The sequence below is a fragment of the Arthrobacter ginsengisoli genome (assembly GCF_031456935.1).
Classification (GTDB): Bacteria; Actinomycetota; Actinomycetes; order Actinomycetales; family Micrococcaceae; genus Arthrobacter; species Arthrobacter ginsengisoli.
Genome location: NZ_JAVDVQ010000020.1, coordinates 14889 through 32361 on the forward strand (window position 1 = coordinate 14889; position 17473 = coordinate 32361).

General features: G+C 64.0%; 16 protein-coding genes. 6 read left to right on the top strand and 10 right to left on the bottom strand.

Annotated elements, in window-relative coordinates; translation table 11 throughout:
- Positions 1–31: 31 nt before the first annotated feature.
- The 6 genes from J2X01_RS17465 to J2X01_RS17490 all read right to left on the bottom strand — a co-directional run bounded on the left by J2X01_RS17465 (position 32) and on the right by J2X01_RS17490 (position 7420).
- Positions 32–937, bottom strand: coding sequence for an ATP-binding cassette domain-containing protein (locus J2X01_RS17465; RefSeq protein ID WP_310060326.1), 906 nt, complete (start codon positions 935–937; stop codon positions 32–34).
- Positions 934–2778, bottom strand: coding sequence for a dipeptide/oligopeptide/nickel ABC transporter permease/ATP-binding protein (locus J2X01_RS17470; RefSeq protein ID WP_310060328.1), 1845 nt, complete (start codon positions 2776–2778; stop codon positions 934–936). The genes J2X01_RS17465 and J2X01_RS17470 overlap by 4 nt, the downstream gene beginning before the upstream one ends.
- Complete coding sequence (locus J2X01_RS17475) at positions 2775–3716, bottom strand: ABC transporter permease (RefSeq protein ID WP_310060330.1); 942 nt, start codon at positions 3714–3716, stop codon at positions 2775–2777. The genes J2X01_RS17470 and J2X01_RS17475 overlap by 4 nt, the downstream gene beginning before the upstream one ends.
- Positions 3717–3816: 100 nt before the next feature.
- Positions 3817–5355, bottom strand: a complete 1539-nt coding sequence (locus J2X01_RS17480; protein ID WP_310060333.1) for an ABC transporter substrate-binding protein — start codon at positions 5353–5355, stop codon at positions 3817–3819.
- Between the two features lie 209 nt (positions 5356–5564).
- Entirely contained in the window at positions 5565–6575 is a 1011-nt protein-coding gene (locus J2X01_RS17485; protein WP_310060337.1) for a Gfo/Idh/MocA family protein, read from the bottom strand.
- The gene (locus tag J2X01_RS17490) at positions 6572–7420 is read right to left on the bottom strand and encodes a sugar phosphate isomerase/epimerase family protein (RefSeq protein ID WP_310060340.1); all 849 of its coding nucleotides are present in this window, start codon (positions 7418–7420) and stop codon (positions 6572–6574) included. The genes J2X01_RS17485 and J2X01_RS17490 overlap by 4 nt, the downstream gene beginning before the upstream one ends.
- A gap of 238 nt (positions 7421–7658) precedes the next feature.
- Here J2X01_RS17490 and J2X01_RS17495 point away from each other — a divergent pair, with 238 nt between their 5' ends.
- Together J2X01_RS17495 and arfB are read left to right on the top strand one after the other, a co-directional pair.
- Positions 7659–8687, top strand: coding sequence for a LacI family DNA-binding transcriptional regulator (locus J2X01_RS17495; RefSeq protein ID WP_310060342.1), 1029 nt, complete (start codon positions 7659–7661; stop codon positions 8685–8687).
- A gap of 4 nt (positions 8688–8691) precedes the next feature.
- Positions 8692–9114, top strand: a complete 423-nt coding sequence (gene arfB / locus J2X01_RS17500) for an alternative ribosome rescue aminoacyl-tRNA hydrolase ArfB (protein ID WP_310060343.1) — start codon at positions 8692–8694, stop codon at positions 9112–9114.
- Between the two features lie 52 nt (positions 9115–9166).
- Here arfB and J2X01_RS17505 read toward each other — a convergent pair whose 3' ends face one another.
- Positions 9167–9685, bottom strand: a complete 519-nt coding sequence (locus J2X01_RS17505; protein ID WP_310060346.1) for a bacterial transcriptional activator domain-containing protein — start codon at positions 9683–9685, stop codon at positions 9167–9169.
- A 1034-nt stretch (positions 9686–10719) separates the two neighbouring features.
- Between J2X01_RS17505 and J2X01_RS17510 the strand changes: the two genes are divergently transcribed.
- Both J2X01_RS17510 and ligD read left to right on the top strand, forming a co-directional pair.
- Positions 10720–10923: a hypothetical protein gene (locus tag J2X01_RS17510; RefSeq protein ID WP_310060348.1), complete on the top strand. Its 204-nt coding sequence runs from the start codon at positions 10720–10722 to the stop codon at positions 10921–10923.
- Between the two features lie 640 nt (positions 10924–11563).
- Complete coding sequence (gene ligD / locus J2X01_RS17515) at positions 11564–12808, top strand: non-homologous end-joining DNA ligase (protein ID WP_310060350.1); 1245 nt, start codon at positions 11564–11566, stop codon at positions 12806–12808.
- Positions 12809–12905: 97 nt separating this feature from the next.
- On the opposite strand, the gene J2X01_RS17520 is transcribed toward ligD, so the two are convergent.
- On the bottom strand, positions 12906–13244 hold the full coding sequence (locus tag J2X01_RS17520; RefSeq protein WP_310060352.1) for a hypothetical protein: 339 nt from the start codon (positions 13242–13244) through the stop codon (positions 12906–12908).
- 933 nt (positions 13245–14177) lie between these two features.
- Here J2X01_RS17520 and J2X01_RS17525 point away from each other — a divergent pair.
- A complete protein-coding gene (locus J2X01_RS17525; RefSeq protein ID WP_310060355.1) occupies positions 14178–14318 on the top strand; it encodes a hypothetical protein in 141 nt (46 codons plus the stop codon).
- 3 nt (positions 14319–14321) lie between these two features.
- Here the strand turns inward: J2X01_RS17525 and J2X01_RS17530 are convergent, their stop codons facing one another.
- Together J2X01_RS17530 and J2X01_RS17535 are read right to left on the bottom strand one after the other, a co-directional pair.
- Positions 14322–15158: an alpha/beta fold hydrolase gene (locus J2X01_RS17530; RefSeq protein WP_310060358.1), complete on the bottom strand. Its 837-nt coding sequence runs from the start codon at positions 15156–15158 to the stop codon at positions 14322–14324.
- Positions 15159–15275: 117 nt separating this feature from the next.
- Positions 15276–15569: a hypothetical protein gene (locus J2X01_RS17535; RefSeq protein WP_310060359.1), complete on the bottom strand. Its 294-nt coding sequence runs from the start codon at positions 15567–15569 to the stop codon at positions 15276–15278.
- 550 nt (positions 15570–16119) lie between these two features.
- On the opposite strand from J2X01_RS17535, the gene J2X01_RS17540 reads away from it, so the two are divergent.
- Positions 16120–17466: an MFS transporter gene (locus J2X01_RS17540; protein WP_310060362.1), complete on the top strand. Its 1347-nt coding sequence runs from the start codon at positions 16120–16122 to the stop codon at positions 17464–17466.
- Positions 17467–17473: the final 7 nt, after the last annotated feature.

Consider the following 17473-nt stretch of genomic DNA (forward strand, 5'->3'; position numbering starts at 1 on the left):
TATACCTGTGGTGTAAATCTGGTGCCCGCCCTCAGGCGGGGACACCCGCCTGCTCGTTCTGCTGGCGCTGGAGATCCAGCAGCCGGTGCCGGTCCGCCCTGCGCTGTTCCTGGCGGTCCGGATCCGGGACCGGCGAGGCCAGCAGCAGCCGCTGCGTGTAGGGGTGTTCCGGGTCCCGGGTGACGACGTCGGCCGGGCCCTGCTCCACAATCTCGCCGTGGTACATCACGGCCACGCGGTGGCTGATGTGCCGGACAACGTCGAGGTCATGGGAGACGAAGAGGTAGGACACTCCGGTGTCCCGCTGGATCTGGAGGAACAGGTCCAGCACACGGGCCTGCGTCGACAAGTCCAGGGCGCTCACGGGCTCGTCGCAGACGATCAGTTTCGGTGACAGGGCCAGGGCGCGGGCTATGGCCACGCGCTGACGCTGGCCGCCGCTGAATTCCCTTGGCAGGCGGTGGATGGCATCGGAGGGAAGGCCCACCTGGTCCAGGAGTTCCCGGACCCGGGTCATGGCCGCGGTGGGCGACGTGCCCTGCACGGCGAGGGGCTCGGCGAGGATGTCGCCGATTTCCAGGGCCGGGTTCAACGAGGTGTACGGATCCTGGAAGACCACCTGCAGGTCCCGGCTCAGGGTGCGCCTGTCCTTGCGGCCGGCGTGGCTGATGTCCTTGCCTTCGAAGGTGATCCTTCCTGCCGTGACGGGCGCGAGCCCCAGCACGGCGCGGCCCAGGGTCGTCTTGCCGGACCCGGACTCCCCCACCAGGCCGAGGGTCTCGCCCTGGCCGATGGAGATGTTGATGTCCGTGAGCGCACGGAACGGCTTGGCCCGGAAGCCCTTGCCGGGATATTCCACCACGAGGTCATCCACGCGCAGCAGTTCGGCACGGTCCCGGGCCGCGGGAGCGGCGCCGGAGTCTAAGGTTGCAGTCATGATGCCGCCCCCTGGGAGGTTGATGAAACGAGCATGGTCATGGGTTCCTTGCCTTCCAGCATGGACCCCAGCAGGGTCCGGGTGTACGTCTCCTGCGGATTCCTGAGGATGCCGCGCACCGGCCCTTCTTCCACAAGACGGCCGTTCTGCATCACCACGACGCGGTCGCAGAGGTCCGCCACCACGCCGAAGTTGTGGGTCACCAGAATCACCCCGATGTTCAGCCGCTTCTGGAGGTCCCGGATCAGGTCCAGCACCTCAGCCTGCACGGTGACGTCCAGGGCCGTGGTGGGTTCGTCGGCGATCACCAGGTCCGGTTCGCAGCTGATCGCACCGGCAATCAGCACGCGCTGGGCCATGCCGCCGGAAACTTCGTGCGGGTAGGCGTCGAAGGTCCGCTTCGGGTTGACGATTCCGACGTCCGTCAGGAGCTTTAGCGCCCGCGCTGTCGCCTCGCCCTTGGAGATCCCGAGCACCCGCACCATGGGGGTCACCAGTTGGTAGCCGATGGTGAAGGCCGGATCGAGGTTGCTCATGGGCTCCTGCGGAATGTAGGAAATCCTCCTGCCCCGCAGCTTGGACAGCCGGTCCTGGCTGACGTGTTCCTCGCCCGGAGCCACGGTGTAGTTGCCGTCGAACTGGATGGAACCGGCCACGATCCGGGCGTTGTCCGGAAGCAGTCCCAGGATGGAGAACGCCGTCTGGGACTTGCCCGACCCGGATTCACCCACGATGCCCAGGATCTCGCCGCGGTCCACGTGGAAGGAAACGTCGTCCACCACCTTCTTGACGGAGCCGTCTGCCTGCGGGTAGCCGACGCCGAGGTTGGTTACCTTCACGAGGTGGTGTTCGGTGCCGGCGTCGACGGCGGCAGGGGTCTTGCGTGCCGCGCGCGTGGCGGCGGACCCGGGGGCTGGTGCCGCCGTCGTGCGTTTGCGGTGTTTGATTTTTTCGCCGTCCTCCAGGGCATCGCGGAGGGCGTTCCCCAGCAGGACCAGGGCACCAATGGTCAGAGCCATGGCGAACGCGGGCCAGAAGAGCAGCGTCGGTGTGAGGTAGACGTTCTTGAATCCTTCGCTGAGCATCACGCCCCAGGTCGCTTTGGCCGGATCGCCCAGTCCCAGGAACTCGAGTCCGGACTGGATGGCGATCGCCACTCCGGCGATGGCAGCGGTCTGGATGATGATCGGGGCGCGAACCACGGAAAAGATGTGGCGCGTGATGATCCTCAGGTCGGAGAGCCCGGACACGCGGGCGGCATCCACGTACAGCTCGTTGCGGACAGACTGCACCGCCGAGCGGGTCAGGCGGAAGTAGGACGGGCTGATCAGGACGCCGAACGCGATCATGGCAATCCATACCGACGGACCGAACGCCGCACGGATGGTCAGCAGCACGATCAGGCCGGGGAGGCTCATCAGGATGCTGACAATCCAGTTGGAGAGGGCTTCGAACCTGCCCGCGTAGTAGCCCGCGACCAGGCCGGCGGGGAGGCCGATCACGATGGCGACGACGGCGCACAGCAGCGAGGAGAGGAGAGTGAGCTGCGCCCCAAACAGCAGCCGGCTCCAAACGTCGCGCCCTGAGCTGTCTGTGCCCAGAATGTTGACCGGGTCCGGGGCCGCGAGGGTCTTGGAAATGTTCGCGAAATTCTCGTCGAACGGGGCCAGGACATCGGCAAACATGGCCAGGACGGCCATCCCCATCAGAATAACGATGGCGATGCTGCCCATCGGATTCTTCAGCAGGCGTTTGAGGACTGTTGACCGGACTACCGTTCCGGTCTGGCCGGACGTTCCGGGGACGGGCGTCAGGGCTGAGGTTTCGACGGACTCGGTCACGAGGTACGCACCTTCGGGTTGAGCCAACCGTTGAGCAGGTCAACGATGAGGTTGACCAAAATAACAACGGCGACGGTGTACATAACAACGCCCATGACCACTGGTTGATCGCTCTGGCTGGTGGCGGCCACGGCGAGCGGTCCCATGCCGGGAAGGGCAAAGATCTGCTCGATGATGACCACGCCGCCGAGCATTCCGATCAGCTGCAGGCTGAGCACAGTCAGGCCCGCCGGAGCGGCGCTGCGCAGGACATGCTTGAACAGGACCTCGCGCTCGCCGATGCCGCGGCTGCGCAGGGTGCGGACATAATCGCGTTCGAGCTGCTTGATGACGGCGCTGCGGATCTGCTGCGCGCCGCCGGTGACTCCGTTGATCAGCAGGGCGATCACGGGAAGTGTCAGGGACAGCACCCAGGCCGAGGCGGGTTCACCCGGGGAGATGGTGCTGGTGGCGGGGAAAAGGCCCAGCTGGATGGCAAGTACGGTCACCAGGATGATGCCGATGACGAACCCCGGAACGGAGTCGCCGATGATGGCGCCGAGCTGCACCACCCTGTCCACCCAGCCGCGCTTCACTGCAGCGGCAACGCCGATGAGGGTCGCGATGATGGCGATGAGCAGCATGGCCGAGAACACCATGGTCATGGTGACGGGGATGCGTGTGGAGAGGGCGTCTGCCACGGGTTCGGACGTGAACCAGGATGTACCCAGGTCCCCGCTCAGTGCGCCCGTGAGCCAGCTGAAGTAGCGCGTGATGATGGGCTGGTCGAGCCCCAATTCGGCTTCCTTGACGGCGAGCTGCTCCGGTGTTGCCTGGTCTCCCAGGATGTTCCGTGCAATGCTGCCGCTCGATACGTAAAGCAGGGAAAAGGTAAGGATCGAGACGGCGAACAGGACCACTAGTCCGCTGCCGAGGCGTTTGAGGATGAATGTGATCATTGCTGGCTCCATTGAACGGGCATGGTTAGAGTGCCTGGTCCGGCGGCCCGCCTGAGGCGGACCGCCGGACCTGCGCCGGTTTGAGGCTGCTTGCCCGCTGCTAGGAGGCGGGCGAGTAGTTGTAGATCGACGGGACAGCCTGCTGGACCTGAGGCGTCACGTTGATTTTCGAGTTGTGGTAGTACATCTGGTTCACGCGGAACAGCGGAGCGAACCAGGCCTGCTCAACCACGTACTTGTTCACTTCCTGGGCCAGCTTGGCTGCATCCTTGCCGCCGCCCTGGACGGCATCAATCTTGGCCTGCAGCTCGGGGCTGGTGCTCTTGAACGGGTTGTACAGGGCCTTCGTGGAGACGATCTGGTTGATGGCCACCCACGGTTCCCCCTGGAAGAGCGAGAAGTACATGGTGGTGAACTTCTGTGCCGCGATGTCGGTGGTGTAGGTGTTGGTGATCGCCGAGCCTACTTCGAGGGTGACCCCGACGTCGGCCAGCTGCTGCTTGATCACTGCCAGCTGCGTTTCAAACCCGGGGACACTCGGGACCTGGAGTACCAGTCCGGTCTCATAACCAGCTTCCTTCAACAGTGCCTTGGCCTTCGCCGGATCGTACGGGTACTTGTTCTCGAGCTCTTCAACCCAGGCGCCGCTGGTCTTGCCGAATGGCTGGGAGGTGGGAGTGCCCTGACCGAGCAGGACCTGGTCCAGGATGGTCTTGCGGTCAAAGGCGTAGTTGATGGCCTGGCGGACGCGGACGTCCTTCAGGCCCGGGTTCTTGGTGCCGTCGCGGTCGAACAGGGTCAGGCCCTGCCAGTCCACTTCGTTCGCAGCCAGGATCATCTTTGCGCCTTCTGCCTGCTTGCCGGTCTTGGGATCCAGCAGCGTGGCATCGACCTGTCCCGAAACGAGGGCATTCGTCCTGGCGGTGAGGTCCACCAGGGTCTTGAAGGTAATCTTCTGGAACTTCTGGATGTCCTTGTTCCAGTAGTCCTGGCGGGCTGTGAACACCGACTGTGAGTCCTTGACCGTGGCGGCCTTGTCCATAACGTACGCGCCGCTGCCGACGGGCTCGGTCTTGATGCCCTCGGTGCCCAGCACCTTGGGGCTGCCCATCAGGCCTGCGGCCTGGCTGAGGTAGAACTCCAACGAGGGATCGGGCGCCGACAGGTTCAGCTCCACGGTGTCAGCATCCACGACTTTGATGTCCGAGACGGCGGTCAGCTGTGCCATCTGCGGGCCGTTGGCCTTCTTGAAGTGGTCCAGGTTGGCCTTGGCCGCTTCGGCGTCGAATTTGGCGCCGTCGCTGAACGTCACGTCGGTGCGCAGGTCAACGGTGAGCACCGTGTTCGCCGCGTTGTACTTCCAGGCGGTAGCCAGCATGGGGCTGAGCTTGCCGTCCGGTTCCCGCAGGAGCAGGGAGTCGTAGGCAGCCTGGTAGGGCTGGAGGAAGTGGCCGACGTGGGCCTGCGCCGGGTCCCAGGAACGGATTTCCTGAACGGCGCCCAGCGTCAGCGTGGTTGTCTTGGGCGCGGATGCGTTGTTGCCGTTGGCGGCGCCTGAAGCACCGCCGCCGCAGGCTGTCAGCGCCAGGGATGCGCTGAGGATAAGGGCAGCTGCTGCTGCCTGGGGACCTAACTTCATTGTTGGCTCCTTGAAGACGTGAAACGGAAGACTCCATGCAGGGACCGGTGTGGCGCAGGCCACACCGGCCTTGTGAGAATCACAGTACGCATTGTTGCCTCAGTTGGCAACCGATTGTCAAAAGTGTTGCAACTTTGACGATCAATGCCGGGGAGAGGACGACCCTAAAAGAGGGCCGTAGACCGTCGACCGGTTGCTTCGGGTTCGCTTCAGGAGACCTTATGGGCCGATTCAGGGTAGCTTTGCCGGTAGACATCCTTGATGGTTCGCAGCGATTTCTCCGCCTCGGCGGGGCTGATCCAGAACGGCTCCGCATCGTCCAGCCGGGCATAGAAGTCGTTGATCAGCAGCTCGTGGGAGACCCCCCAGTAGGACCGGCCACCGGACGCGCTTGTGCGTTCCGGGATGACCTCGACGCGTCCGTCCGAATGGGTAACAGTGAGATCGCCCCGCAGGCTCAAAACGGCCTTCTCGGTGACCACATCCAGGGTGACCGGTGCATTGAAGGCATTGGCCAGCGTGGCAAAGAACACGCTTCGGGCGCCGTTGGCATGTTCTGCCACGAATTCGGCCGTGTCTTCCACCTCGATGGTGTCGCCCAGGAAACGCGTTGCGGCGTGGCCGCTGACTTTCACGATGTCACCCACGAGCCATTGGAGCAGGTCCACGGTGTGGATGGCCTGGTTCATCATCAGCCCACCGCCGCCGCCAGCCCAGGTCCCACGCCACGGCCGGCTGTCGTAGTACTCCGCGGAACGCTGCCACATCACTGTTGCCGATGCCCCCAGGACGGCACCCAGCGCGCCGGACGACAGCAGCGAGGACATCGCCTGGGACGTTGCGTTGTACCTGTTCTGGAAGCAGACGGCGATCTTCGCCTCCCCTGCAGCTGCAGCGGCAACCAGCCTCTGCCCCGCCGCCAGGGTGTGAGCCAGCGGCTTCTCCACGATGACATGGACTCCCCGCTCGAGGAAGTCCGCCGCCACGGAGGCGTGCTGGTCGTGCGGGGTGCAGATGTGAACCACGTCCGGGCGGACCGCCTCGACCAGGCTCAGGTGATCCGCAAAGCCAGGGACGCCGTGGGCGGCCACCGCCGCGGCCAGCCGCCGCGGGTCCGAGTCGCAGACCGCAACCAGTGTGGCGCCGTCGAGTTTTGCAATCGCCTCGAAGTGCACGGCGGAAACATCGCCGCAGCCGATGACCGCCGCCGTCGTACTCAAGAGAGCTCAACCCCGTTTTTCGCGGCGAGTGCGGCGAAGGCGCGGGCCGCGGTGCCGAAGGCAACGGGGCCGGAGAAGCCGCCCAGCTCGTGGGCACTCGCCAGGTGCGGCTCCAGGGAGGCGAAACCGGCAAAGCCGTCCGCCTTGAGGGCGGCAATGGTGGCATCCAGTTCGCCGTCGCCCTCGCCGGCGGGGACCACTTCGCCGGTCGCGGCGACGGCATCCTTGACCTGGAAGTACTCCAGGTACGGGCGCAGCATGGCATAGCCCTCGGTGTAGGGCTTGACTCCCACCTGCACGAAGTTGGCGTTGTCCCAGGCGATGCGCAGGGCCGGCGAGTCCACGGTCTGCATGATGTCCAGAACACGCTCGGGGGTGTCGCCGAAAATGCCCTTTTCGTTTTCATGCAGAAGCACGACGCCGGATTCCGCGGCGAGGGCGGCCAGCGCACCGAGGCGGACCATAACGTCGTCACGGATGTCCTCCGCGCTTCGGCCCTCCCCCCGGTAGAACGAGAAGATTCGGATGTACCGGGTGTCCAGCGCCTTGGCGGCGGAGATGATTCGGCGGAGGCGTTCCAGCTCGTGTTCCACCGGCAGGCTGACGTCCACTTTGCCGATGGGGCTGGCCACGGCCGAAACCTTGAGGCCCTTCGCATCGATGATTTCCTTGAGCCGGGCAAGCTGCTCCGGCTCGAGTTCGGAGACGTTGGTGCCCCAGGCGCTGCGCACCTCGATGTGGCTGGCGCCGAGGGCAAGAAGCACCGCGGCCTGCACTGCCGGATCGGGGTCTATCTCATCGCCGAAGCCGGAGAGTGGCCAGACTGTGGTTGATGCTTTGCTCACGCGGATCTCCTGGATGTCGCGGCCACCGCGCGGGCAACTCGCTTTTTGGCTCCAGCGCAGTGACGCGGTTCACAATTATTGTCCACACCAGCTTAGCCACCGCCCTAGTCGATGACAACCGATTGCCAAATTTATACACTTTGTGGCATTCTTGGCTCAGCGCATCTGTGGCGGCAGTCACGGACCTGCCATCCGACCCGGCCGACCCGGCCCTGCCACACGTTCAGAGAGGAGCGCCGTGGCTACGACGCAACCAGCAGCAGTGGACCGCCCGGCCACAATCCATGACATCGCCGCGCTGTGCGGCGTGGCGGCCTCAACTGTGTCGCGGGCCCTGTCCACACCGGACCGGGTCAATATCCGGACCCGGCAGCGGATTGAAGCAGCTGCTGCCCAGCTGCACTACATCCCGAACAGCCAGGCCAAGGCGCTGAGTTCCGGCCGCACGGGCGCGGTGGGAGTCCTGGTACCGGACATCACGAACCCGTTCTACTTCGACCTCATCCGGGGTACCCAGCTCCAGCTCAAGGCGGCCGGCTACACACAGTTGCTGGTGGACACGGAGGAATCCGACGAGGTGGAGGCCAGTGCCGTGGAGCAGCTGCGAAAGAGTGCGGACGGCATCATCGTTGCCGCATCCCGGCTCAGCGACGACGCACTGCTTGCCGCGGCGAAGAAGATGCCCATGGTCACGATCAACAGTGACGTTTCCGGCGTGCCCGCCGTCCTCATCGACACCCCGTCCGCCACCAGCCAGGCCCTCGACCATCTCATCTCGCTGGGCCACACCCGGATTGCCTACATGGCCGGGCCCGTCACGTCCCAGTCCAGCACACGCCGCTGGTCCACCCTGGCCGGAGCGGCCGAAGAGCGCGGCGTGGATGTGCGCAGTCTGGGGCCGTTCGCGCCCAAGAAACAGTCCGGGGCAGCAGCCGCGGACGCCGCCGTGCACAGCGGAGTGACAGCGTGCATTGCGTTCAACGACCTCATCGCCATCGGCATGCTTCAGCGGCTCCGCGAACGCGGCATCCGCGTTCCGGAGGACATGAGCATTGTGGGCTGCGACGATATCTTCGGCGCCGACTTCTGCAATCCCCCGCTGACCACCATGGCCTCGCCGATTGAGCAGGCAGGCCGGGTGGCCGTGTCCATGCTGCTGGCCCAGCTCAACCCGCTGGCGGGCGGCGGCATCCGCAGCCGGTCCCTGATGCCCACCCACCTCACGGTCCGCGGATCCACCGGACCGGCGCCGATCGTGCAACGCTAGGTGCATGGATCTGGACGTATCGCCCGCGCTCACGATTCCCGCGTCGGAACTCGGCTGGCGGTTCTCGCGTTCGTCCGGGCCGGGCGGTCAACATGTCAACACTTCGGACAGCCGGGTCGAACTCTCATGGAACGTCGCCGAGTCGGCGGTGCTTTCGGATGGCCAGCGCCTGATGCTGGTCACGCGCCTCGGGCGACGTCTTGTCGCCGGAGTGGTCACCGTTACCGCCTCCGAGCGGCGCTCCCAGCTGCGCAACCGTGAGATCGCCCTGGCCAAGCTCTCGGCCCTGGTGGCCGAGGGCCTTGCTCCCGAAGCTGCCCGCCGCCGGGCGACCAAACCCACCCGGGGGTCGAACCGTCGGCGCCTGGCCGCAAAGGAACAGCGGGCGGCGACGAAACGGCAACGGCAGCGGCCGTCCGCGGAGTAGCCCACCATTCGACAATTTTCAACCGCGGCGCGGATCGAACGCGAGCTGTTGCTCACAAAACATCAGCGACGAGGCGCCGAAGGCCCTCCGACGGGGCAAGGCCCATGTCCTCGTGCAGCTTTGTTCGGTACTTTTCGAAGGCCCGAAGGGCGGAGGCATTGTTGCCCTGCTGCCTTTGAGCCTGGATGAGAAGTCCAACGGCACTTTCATAGAGCGGTTCAAGTTCGAGTGCTGCCTCCGAGGCCTCCAAGGCAACCTCTAGGTCGCGGCGCGCCAGCGACTCGCGGCCAATGATGTCGAACGCGCGGAGCCGGTCCTGCCGCAATCTGCTCTGTTCAAAGAGCACCCAATCCTCATACCAGCCCGGGAGAAGCTCGGCATCGCGCAACAGGTTAAGGGACGACACGGCGTTCCCGTTGAGCCCGGTTTGCCTTAGCTCCCGAATGCAGGACCGGACCCGATGCAAGTCGACGTCCACCAAATCGTTGAGGGAAAGCTCAGCGCCCGAGTTGACCAGCAGGCCCGGGACCTGCCGTGTGACCAGGTGAATGCTCGCACGCAGACTTTCCATGGCCAGACTCTCACGGCTCTCCGGCCACAGTAGCCCGACCAGGTAGCTTCGGGGGCGGGGACCGTGGATGGCAAGGGCAGTGATGAGCCGCTGTTGACGCCCCGCAACACGCATAAGGCACGAGTCCCTGAGGAGTTTCCACGATTGGAAAAGGCTCAGCTGAAAATGGCATAGGTTGCCGTTTCCCATTGGTACCCCTAAATCCAGCGTGACCGCGAGCTGGAGTAGTTCTAGCAATGAGGATCCGCATTTTGGTCGGCGATGTCAATGCCCCGCCGTGTCGGGCAATTTTGTGAAGGGAAATACCGTCGGAGGGGCACTTGACAACTAATGCAAAATAATGACAGCCATTAGAATTTGTTCACTCAATCAGGGTCAAAAGGCCCTACCGGCGACATTTCTCAATAGATGCGCAGCCTGTCAAGATTCGGCGCGCTAATACCGCTAATTTTCGTATCCTTAATGCTGACAAATAGGTCCTTGGGGTCACTGCCCCCTCGCCCGCTCGGGGAGGTGCATGCATCTGGCACGCCAGCGGCCCGGACGGCCGCGGGCCACGCCCGAAGTCCCCTTCATTGAACGCTGTCAATGCCTCCTCCGGCCTCAGCGTTCAAATATTCACGATCGGGAGCTTCCCTCCCCCGCCAACTGCGTTTTCCGGGGGCCTTTCCATTGGCTTGACCAGGTGGCTAAGCGCACTAAAATCCAGCCTTAGGCTTTGCAGAAATCTCCGCCCGATGATTTCCATGATCCGCGTTTCCACGACTTTGGAGAGCCCCGCTAAGACGGTGTCCGCAGCCCTTGAAGCGCTGCCACTACGGGTTGCAGGCCGGTAACAGGGTCGAGGCTTTCCGAACCTTGAGCTTTTCTTGGAAATCGGAGGTACGGCTAGTGATTCTCCTCGATATGGAGGAAAAGACTGCGCCTATCGACTACGGTTTTGATTATGCAACAACCATCACACCTCAGACTGAAGGAGAATGAGTTGGTCGCAAAGTGCCTAAGAATATCTGGGGTTCCTGATGGATGGTGAGATGTCCGACGGCAACTTTGAGTCAAGGCTGCCCGCCACATTGGTAATCAGTGTCTGGCGGGAACTGGAAAGTCCCCATTCATTTCGGGCGCGGATTTTTTCGGATCATGGTGTGAGCGCTGAGCCATCGATCCAATATGCAATTGATGCGGAGGGTGTGGTCGCTGCGGTGCGAGAATGGCTTGGTGAGCTGCCGGCGGTCTAGCCCATCTCCGCCAATCCGCGATGACCATGGCGAAGGCGGCGGACCGGCGGCACGATGTACGAGTCCCGACAAAGATTCGTACACTGCAACAGGCTCAGCTGGGAAATGGCCGGCACTTCCCAGCTGGTGCGATCCGGAACAGCTCTAGCCAGCAGCATCCGCAGTTTGATATGGGACGTCAATGCCCGGCGGAATTTGGCCGTTCTGTGACGCTAAATGGTATGAGCTTATGGACCGCGCTGGCTATGAAAATCGATTACAGCAATGTCGCTTTCCCCCCAACATACCGGTCCCAGGCCTTTGTGACAATATTCTCCGTAGCGAGAAACTGGGCCGCGGCTTTTTGTTGGTCTCGTCCTTGGGTGGGCCGCTGTCCCCCCAATGAGGCACGTCTTGCCTGTATGGTAATAACGCAGCGGAGCTAGCGTTGAAATTGTGTCTTGTGACGGAAATGAAGTCGAAATACAGAGTTCAATGAAGGTGAATTCTGTCTATGACCCGACTCTGCGAGCAGGGCGCATCCCACAGACGCAATTCATCAATACTCAACGCGTAAAAACATAAGGAATGCCTCGGGTCCAATTTCGCCGGCCACACAGCTGGTCTGGCTGGGACATCCGATCATTGCTAGCGTGGCGGAATGAACCCGTCGAAGACCCCGGCCGAGATCCTCAACATCGCCGGCACCGAGGTTCGCATCTCGAGTCCGGACAAGGTGGTGTTCCCTGAGCCGGGGCTGACGAAGCTCGACCTCGTTCGCTACTACCTCGCCGTCGCGGATGGCGCGCTGCGGGGCGCAGGTGGGCGCCCCATGGTGCTCAAGCGCTTCCCGAAGGGGATCGGCGCTGAGCCGTTCTTTCAGAAGCGCGTGCCTGAAAACCACCCCGACTTCATCGACACGACGACGCTGCACTACGCGTCGGGGACATCAGCCGAAGAGGCTGTCATCCGGGATGCTGCAGGCTTGGCATGGGTCGTGAATCTTGGATGCCTGGACCTCAACCCGCACCCCGTGCGCGCCGAGGACCTCGAGCACCCCGATGAGCTCCGGGTCGACCTCGACCCGATGCCGGGGGTCGACTGGTCGCAGATCGTCGACGTCGCCTATGTCGTGCGGGAGATGCTCGACGACGTGGGACTGGTGGGGTGGCCGAAGACGAGCGGGTCGCGGGGACTCCACATCCTGGTGCGCATCGCCCCCCATTGGTCGTACCGCGACGTGCGGCTCGCCGCCGAGTCGCTCGCCCGCGAGGTCGAGAACCGCGCTCCGGGCCTGGCCACAGCGCGGTGGTGGAAGGAGGAGCGCGGCGAGAGCGTGTTCGTGGACTTCAACCAGAACGCAAAGGACCGCACCGTGGCGTCGGCGTACTCGATCCGGCCCCTGCCCGACGCCCGGGTCTCGACTCCGCTCACCTGGGACGAGGTTGCCTCCACCCGGCCGGAACAATTCACGGTGCCCACGGTGCTCGAGCGCTTCGCAGCAGTCGGCGACCCGCACGCCGGCATCGACGATGCAGTCGGATCACTCGACGGGCTCCTCGCACTGGCTGCCGAGCTTGGCCCCGCCGAAAAGCCGCCGCGGGGCGGCGACGGCTCCGGCCGCCGGCAGTCGGTGATGCCGCTTATCGAAGTGGCGCGTACCAAGACCAAGCATGAGGCGCTCGCGGCGCTCGACGAATGGAAGGGCCGGCATGCGGACCTCGTCCCGGCCCTGCATCCCGCCGACATACTCGTCGACGGAATGCGCGGATCGAGTTCACTCTGGTACCGGGTGCGGGTGAACCTGCAGCACGTCCCCGAAAATGCGCGCCCGCCACAGGAGGAGCTCATCGCTGATTACGACCCCTGGGCGGGCAAGGAGTGGCCGGGACGGCCTGGGTCCTGACAACACCAGGCCACATCGCGCAGGTCGTTGCCGACGCCGCGAAGTCCTTGACCGCCCCCTCCGTGTCAGCAGCGGTGTCGTTCCTTTGAGAGGACCGCTAGGAGTACTTCAGGCTCAGCATCAGGGCCTTGAGTTGCGCGTACTGCGCGGTGGCCATCCACGATTTCGCCGCTTGGCGGCTCGGGAAACCTGGCACTGGGTTGGGGTAGACCGACTGGTTGAAGATGACCCGGTTCTGCGCGGCGCCGTTTCCCATTTTGAGTAACGTGCATTGCGACGAGACGTCCCCTTCCTCCAGGTTGCGGGGGTTCATGACCGCCATGAAGTACGAGTCATCGCCGCCACTCCTTTCCACAATAAATCCGAACATCGGCGTGGCGCCGTCAACTTCGCGCAGTCCGGAAGCGGGTGCCTTGTCGATCACCGTACGGTTCACGGGTCCCGCCGAGCAGCCGATGCCATTTGCGCCGCTTGAGACGCTGAAGAGGTCGGCGCCGGTGCGGTCCGAGACGATCGCTTCAACGGGCTGCCAGGGCGGCCCCTCCTGGCCCGGCCCCCGCTGCGTCCTGACTGACCAGGAACCCGGGTAGGAGAAGGAGATGTGCCCATCGGGAAATGTGAAGGTTCTTAGAGCTGGCTGGACCGGGGCGGCAGGCGCAGCGGGCGGGGCGGCAGGCGCAGCAGGCGGGGCGGCCGGCGCAGCAGGCGCCGCTGGCGGGGCGGGGACTTCAGTGGAAGGCACCTCGGTGCTGGGAGTGGCTGTCGGGGTGGCAAGGGTCGTGGGAGAAGTTGTCGCAGAGGAGCTCAGGCTGGGGGCCGCACTCTTTGCCGGCTGGGAACCACAGGCTGAAAGCATAAGGCTGAGAGTAAGACCGGTCATAGTCACGGCACTACAGAGTCTCAAGCGTTTGGACGTCATGTTTCTAGTTCCCCCTGAAAGGCGCGTAATAGCGCAGCGTCTGCCCCTCAACAGCCCTCATATCGGGACCAGCGGCATTAGTCAAAGACTAGACGGAAATGTCGGAGCTCTTTCAGAGACAGGACTATAACTGTTCTATAAACGAAATCCGGCACGCCTGAACGGCACATTAGGAGGTGCTGATACGTCCACGAGGCACGAGTTCATCGGCGTTGTCCAGGAGATCGGACCGACGTCCGCACCTCCCAAAGGCATGGCGGCGATGGGCGTATCCAAGCAACTCCTCACCGACTAATCGATGTGGCGATTCCCGAACCGGCGCCAGCCGCCGGCTCGTTTAGAAGTCTCTGTCGATTGCGCCGGTTTCGGTTGCCGGCGCGAGGGAGCACGCGACGCCGGCTGTGCTGGACCGGTGCGGCGAACGAGGACGACCACGTCACCAATCTGGAGATGACCGGGGACTTCCTGGACCTGATCGAACAGCGGCGGAGCCGGCCCGGCCGGGATCTGATCAGCATCCTGCTCCCCGCCGCCCGCCCGCTCGTGCTCGCACCAATCGCGAAGCTGTTCGGTCAGGTGAGCAGCCGCTAGCTGTCACCGGTCCCGCCACCCGGAAGGCAGCGGCGAGTCCAGAAAGGTGGTCACAACTTCCTGCACCAGGCCTGTCCTCGCGAGCCCGAAAAAATGTGTCGTGCCGGGAAAAACCGCGAGCTGCGACGCCGGTACGCCCTCAAAGTCTCCGTTCACGTCTCCCCCGCGCAGCTGCAGGAACCTCACCGCGTGCTCGAGCTTGACCATGTCGCAATCGCCGACGGTGATCAGGGTGGGTGCCGCGATGCCCCGGATCTCGTCATCAGTCCATCCCGTGGAGCCCTCGTCGTAGCGCCCGAGCTTGTCCAGGAGTCCTTGCAGATGCTGGTGGTCGGGGTGCGGCGACACAGTCAGATAGCGCTCTTCCATGGGGGTGCCGGCGATCATCTCCACAGTCATTGCGGCGACCGCTTCGGAGTTTTCGCCGCGATCGCCGTCGGGCCGGAATGACACGGACGAGACGATGAGTTTGCGGATCAGGTCCGGGCGCTTGACTGCCAGATGCAGTGCGACCGCGCCGCCGACGCTGAATCCGAAGATATCCACCTCTCGGACGTCCAGATGTCCAAGGAGACCAACGATGTCAGAGGCGAGGTCACGGGTGTTCAGTGGACGATCGATGTCGTTGGTTCGACCGTGACCCTGGAAGTCCGTCGCGATAATCCGGCGGCCCGCTGACAGACCCGGGAGCAAGGCGCCAAATTGCTGCTCGATATCGAACAGCCCACCATGTAATAACAGCAGCGGCGTGCCGCCGGCACCATGCAGCTCGTAGTACAACTGCATTCCGTTGACGGGGGCGTACCCGGTTTCGGGGGCTGCCGTCGCTTGCTGATCCATCCGCTCGTTCTCCGCTCGTTTCGGGACGCCCTTCGATTTGGGGCCATCCTAGTCCGGCTGCAGTGCAGGCGGCAGGGGTGTAAGAGCGTTGTAAAACTAATAGCACTAGTTTAAACACTACTTGTATAGGTTTTTGTCGGGGAGGTCGAGTGGTTCTCCGGCCTCGCCGTAGGGCGGTCCCACCCGGGCGGAACCGCCACGGCGAGCCAGCTCCACGCTTTCTACCTGGAGTCGGGGGGAGCCGCTCTGGTCCAGGCGCTGCTCGTCCACGGCGCCGCCGGCGTTGTGCACGCCATTGACCGCTTCGACAGCCTGAAGCTGCTGCTCGCAGTCTTTGTGGCTACCGTTACGGAATCGCCTGGACCGTGCGGCCCCACCGGACACCAAGCGCACCGGAGATCGGGCAGTCACGGCCGGCCCCCTGATCGTCGCCCCACCTGTCCTGCACAGACAGCTCAGCTGCGTGGACGCGGCCTTTGGTCTGCGGCGGCGTCCCTGCTTTAGAGGAGTAACTGGACGCCTGCCTTGGCGTACGGCACAACGATGAGAAGGACCCCCGCCAGTGCTGCCGCGAGCGTCCCGAGGCTGCGGGCGAACTGCGCCTGGCCAGTGCCACCCGAGCAGGGGCAGCACCTGGATGGCATGCAGGGCGACGCCATGAGGAGATTTGAGGATGCCGGCGGCACCGAGGACGACACCTTCCGGACCAAAAACCGCTGCCTCGTTGCCAGCCAGGACGGCAGGTTCGCCGACGCCGATGATCGCCGCGCCGAGGACCTGTCCCGGTCCCGAAGGGGACTCCCCTGCAGCGGACCCCTGGGCGGCGCCCATACATTTGTTGTATATGTTGCCGCCATGGATTACTTGTTCTGTATGCGTTTCACATCTTACGATCACAGTGACCTGCTGCACATCGCAGCCGGGGTTCATCCCTCAGACCACTGTCATCACGGAGGAAGCAATGTCGCTCCCGAGCCAAAAACCACCGGCACCGCGTAACGCCCTGCGCCGGGTTGCCGCCGCCAGCCTCGCCGGCAACGCGATCGAGTACTACGATTTTTCGATCTACGGCCTCGCAGCGGCGCTGGTGTTCCCGCAACTGTTCTTTCCCCAGAGCGACCCCTTTGTAGCCACCCTGGCCACCTTCGGTACCCTCGCCGTCGGCTACATCTCACGCCCGCTGGGCGCCATCGTGTTCGGGCACTTCGGCGACAAGGTGGGCCGCAAGCCGATGCTGGTCATCACCTTGCTCCTGATGGGCTTAGCCACCCTGGCCATCGGCATACTTCCCACGTTCGACCAGGTGGGCGTGTGGGCGGCCGTGATGCTTACCTGCCTGCGCTTCCTCCAGGGCATCGCCTTCGGCGGCGAGTGGGGTGGCGCAATTTTGATGGCGTTCGAATACGCCCCGAAGAACCGCCGCGGACTTTTCGCAGCAATTCCCCAGGTGGGGCCGGCCACCGGGGCGCTGCTGGGCAATGCCGCCTTCCTGCTGGTCACGCTGCTTCCCAGGGAGGACCTGCTCGCCTGGGGCTGGCGTATTCCCTTCCTGTTCAGCTTCGTGCTGGTCATCGTGGGCATGTTCATCCGGCTCAAGATCGCTGAATCACCGGAATTCCAGGCCACCAAGGCCGAGGGCCGGCAGGTGAAGGTGCCTATCGCAGCAGTCCTGAAGAACAACCTGAAGGCAGTGCTCCTGGTGGCCGGCGGGTTCCTCGGGTTCGGCGCTTTCTCCGTCATCGTCATGACCTACCTGGTGGGATACAGCCAAAGCGTCATGGGGATCCCGGCTTCGACGATGCTCTCCTTCACCATGCTTGCATTTGCCATCCAGATCCCCATGATCCTGCTTTCCGGTCACCTGTCCGACCGGCATGGCCGGCGCACGCTCATCATCGTTGGCACCCTGGCCGCCGTGGCATCCATCTTCCTGATGTTCGGCGCGGTCGCCACCGCCCAGCCGTGGCTGGTGGGCCTGGCGTACGCCCTGGGCTTCGGCTGGCTGTACACGATCTGCTATGGCCTCCAGCCCGCGCTCTTCGCAGACGCCTTCCCGGCCGAGGTCCGCTTCACCGGCATGTCGCTGGGCTACCAGCTGGCCAATGTCGTCGGCTCCGGATTCACCCCAATGATCGCCGTCTGGCTGGTGCACTCCACCGGAAACCTCCACGCCGTTCCCGTGTTCGTCGCGGTCACCCTGGCGGTATCCCTCGTCTGCCTGCTCCGTCTCGCGGCCCTGGCCCAGGCACGGAAGACCGCCGAGGAATCGGCTTCGCCGGAGAGCCCTTCCCTGGTTGCCGCCCGCTAGCCGGGCC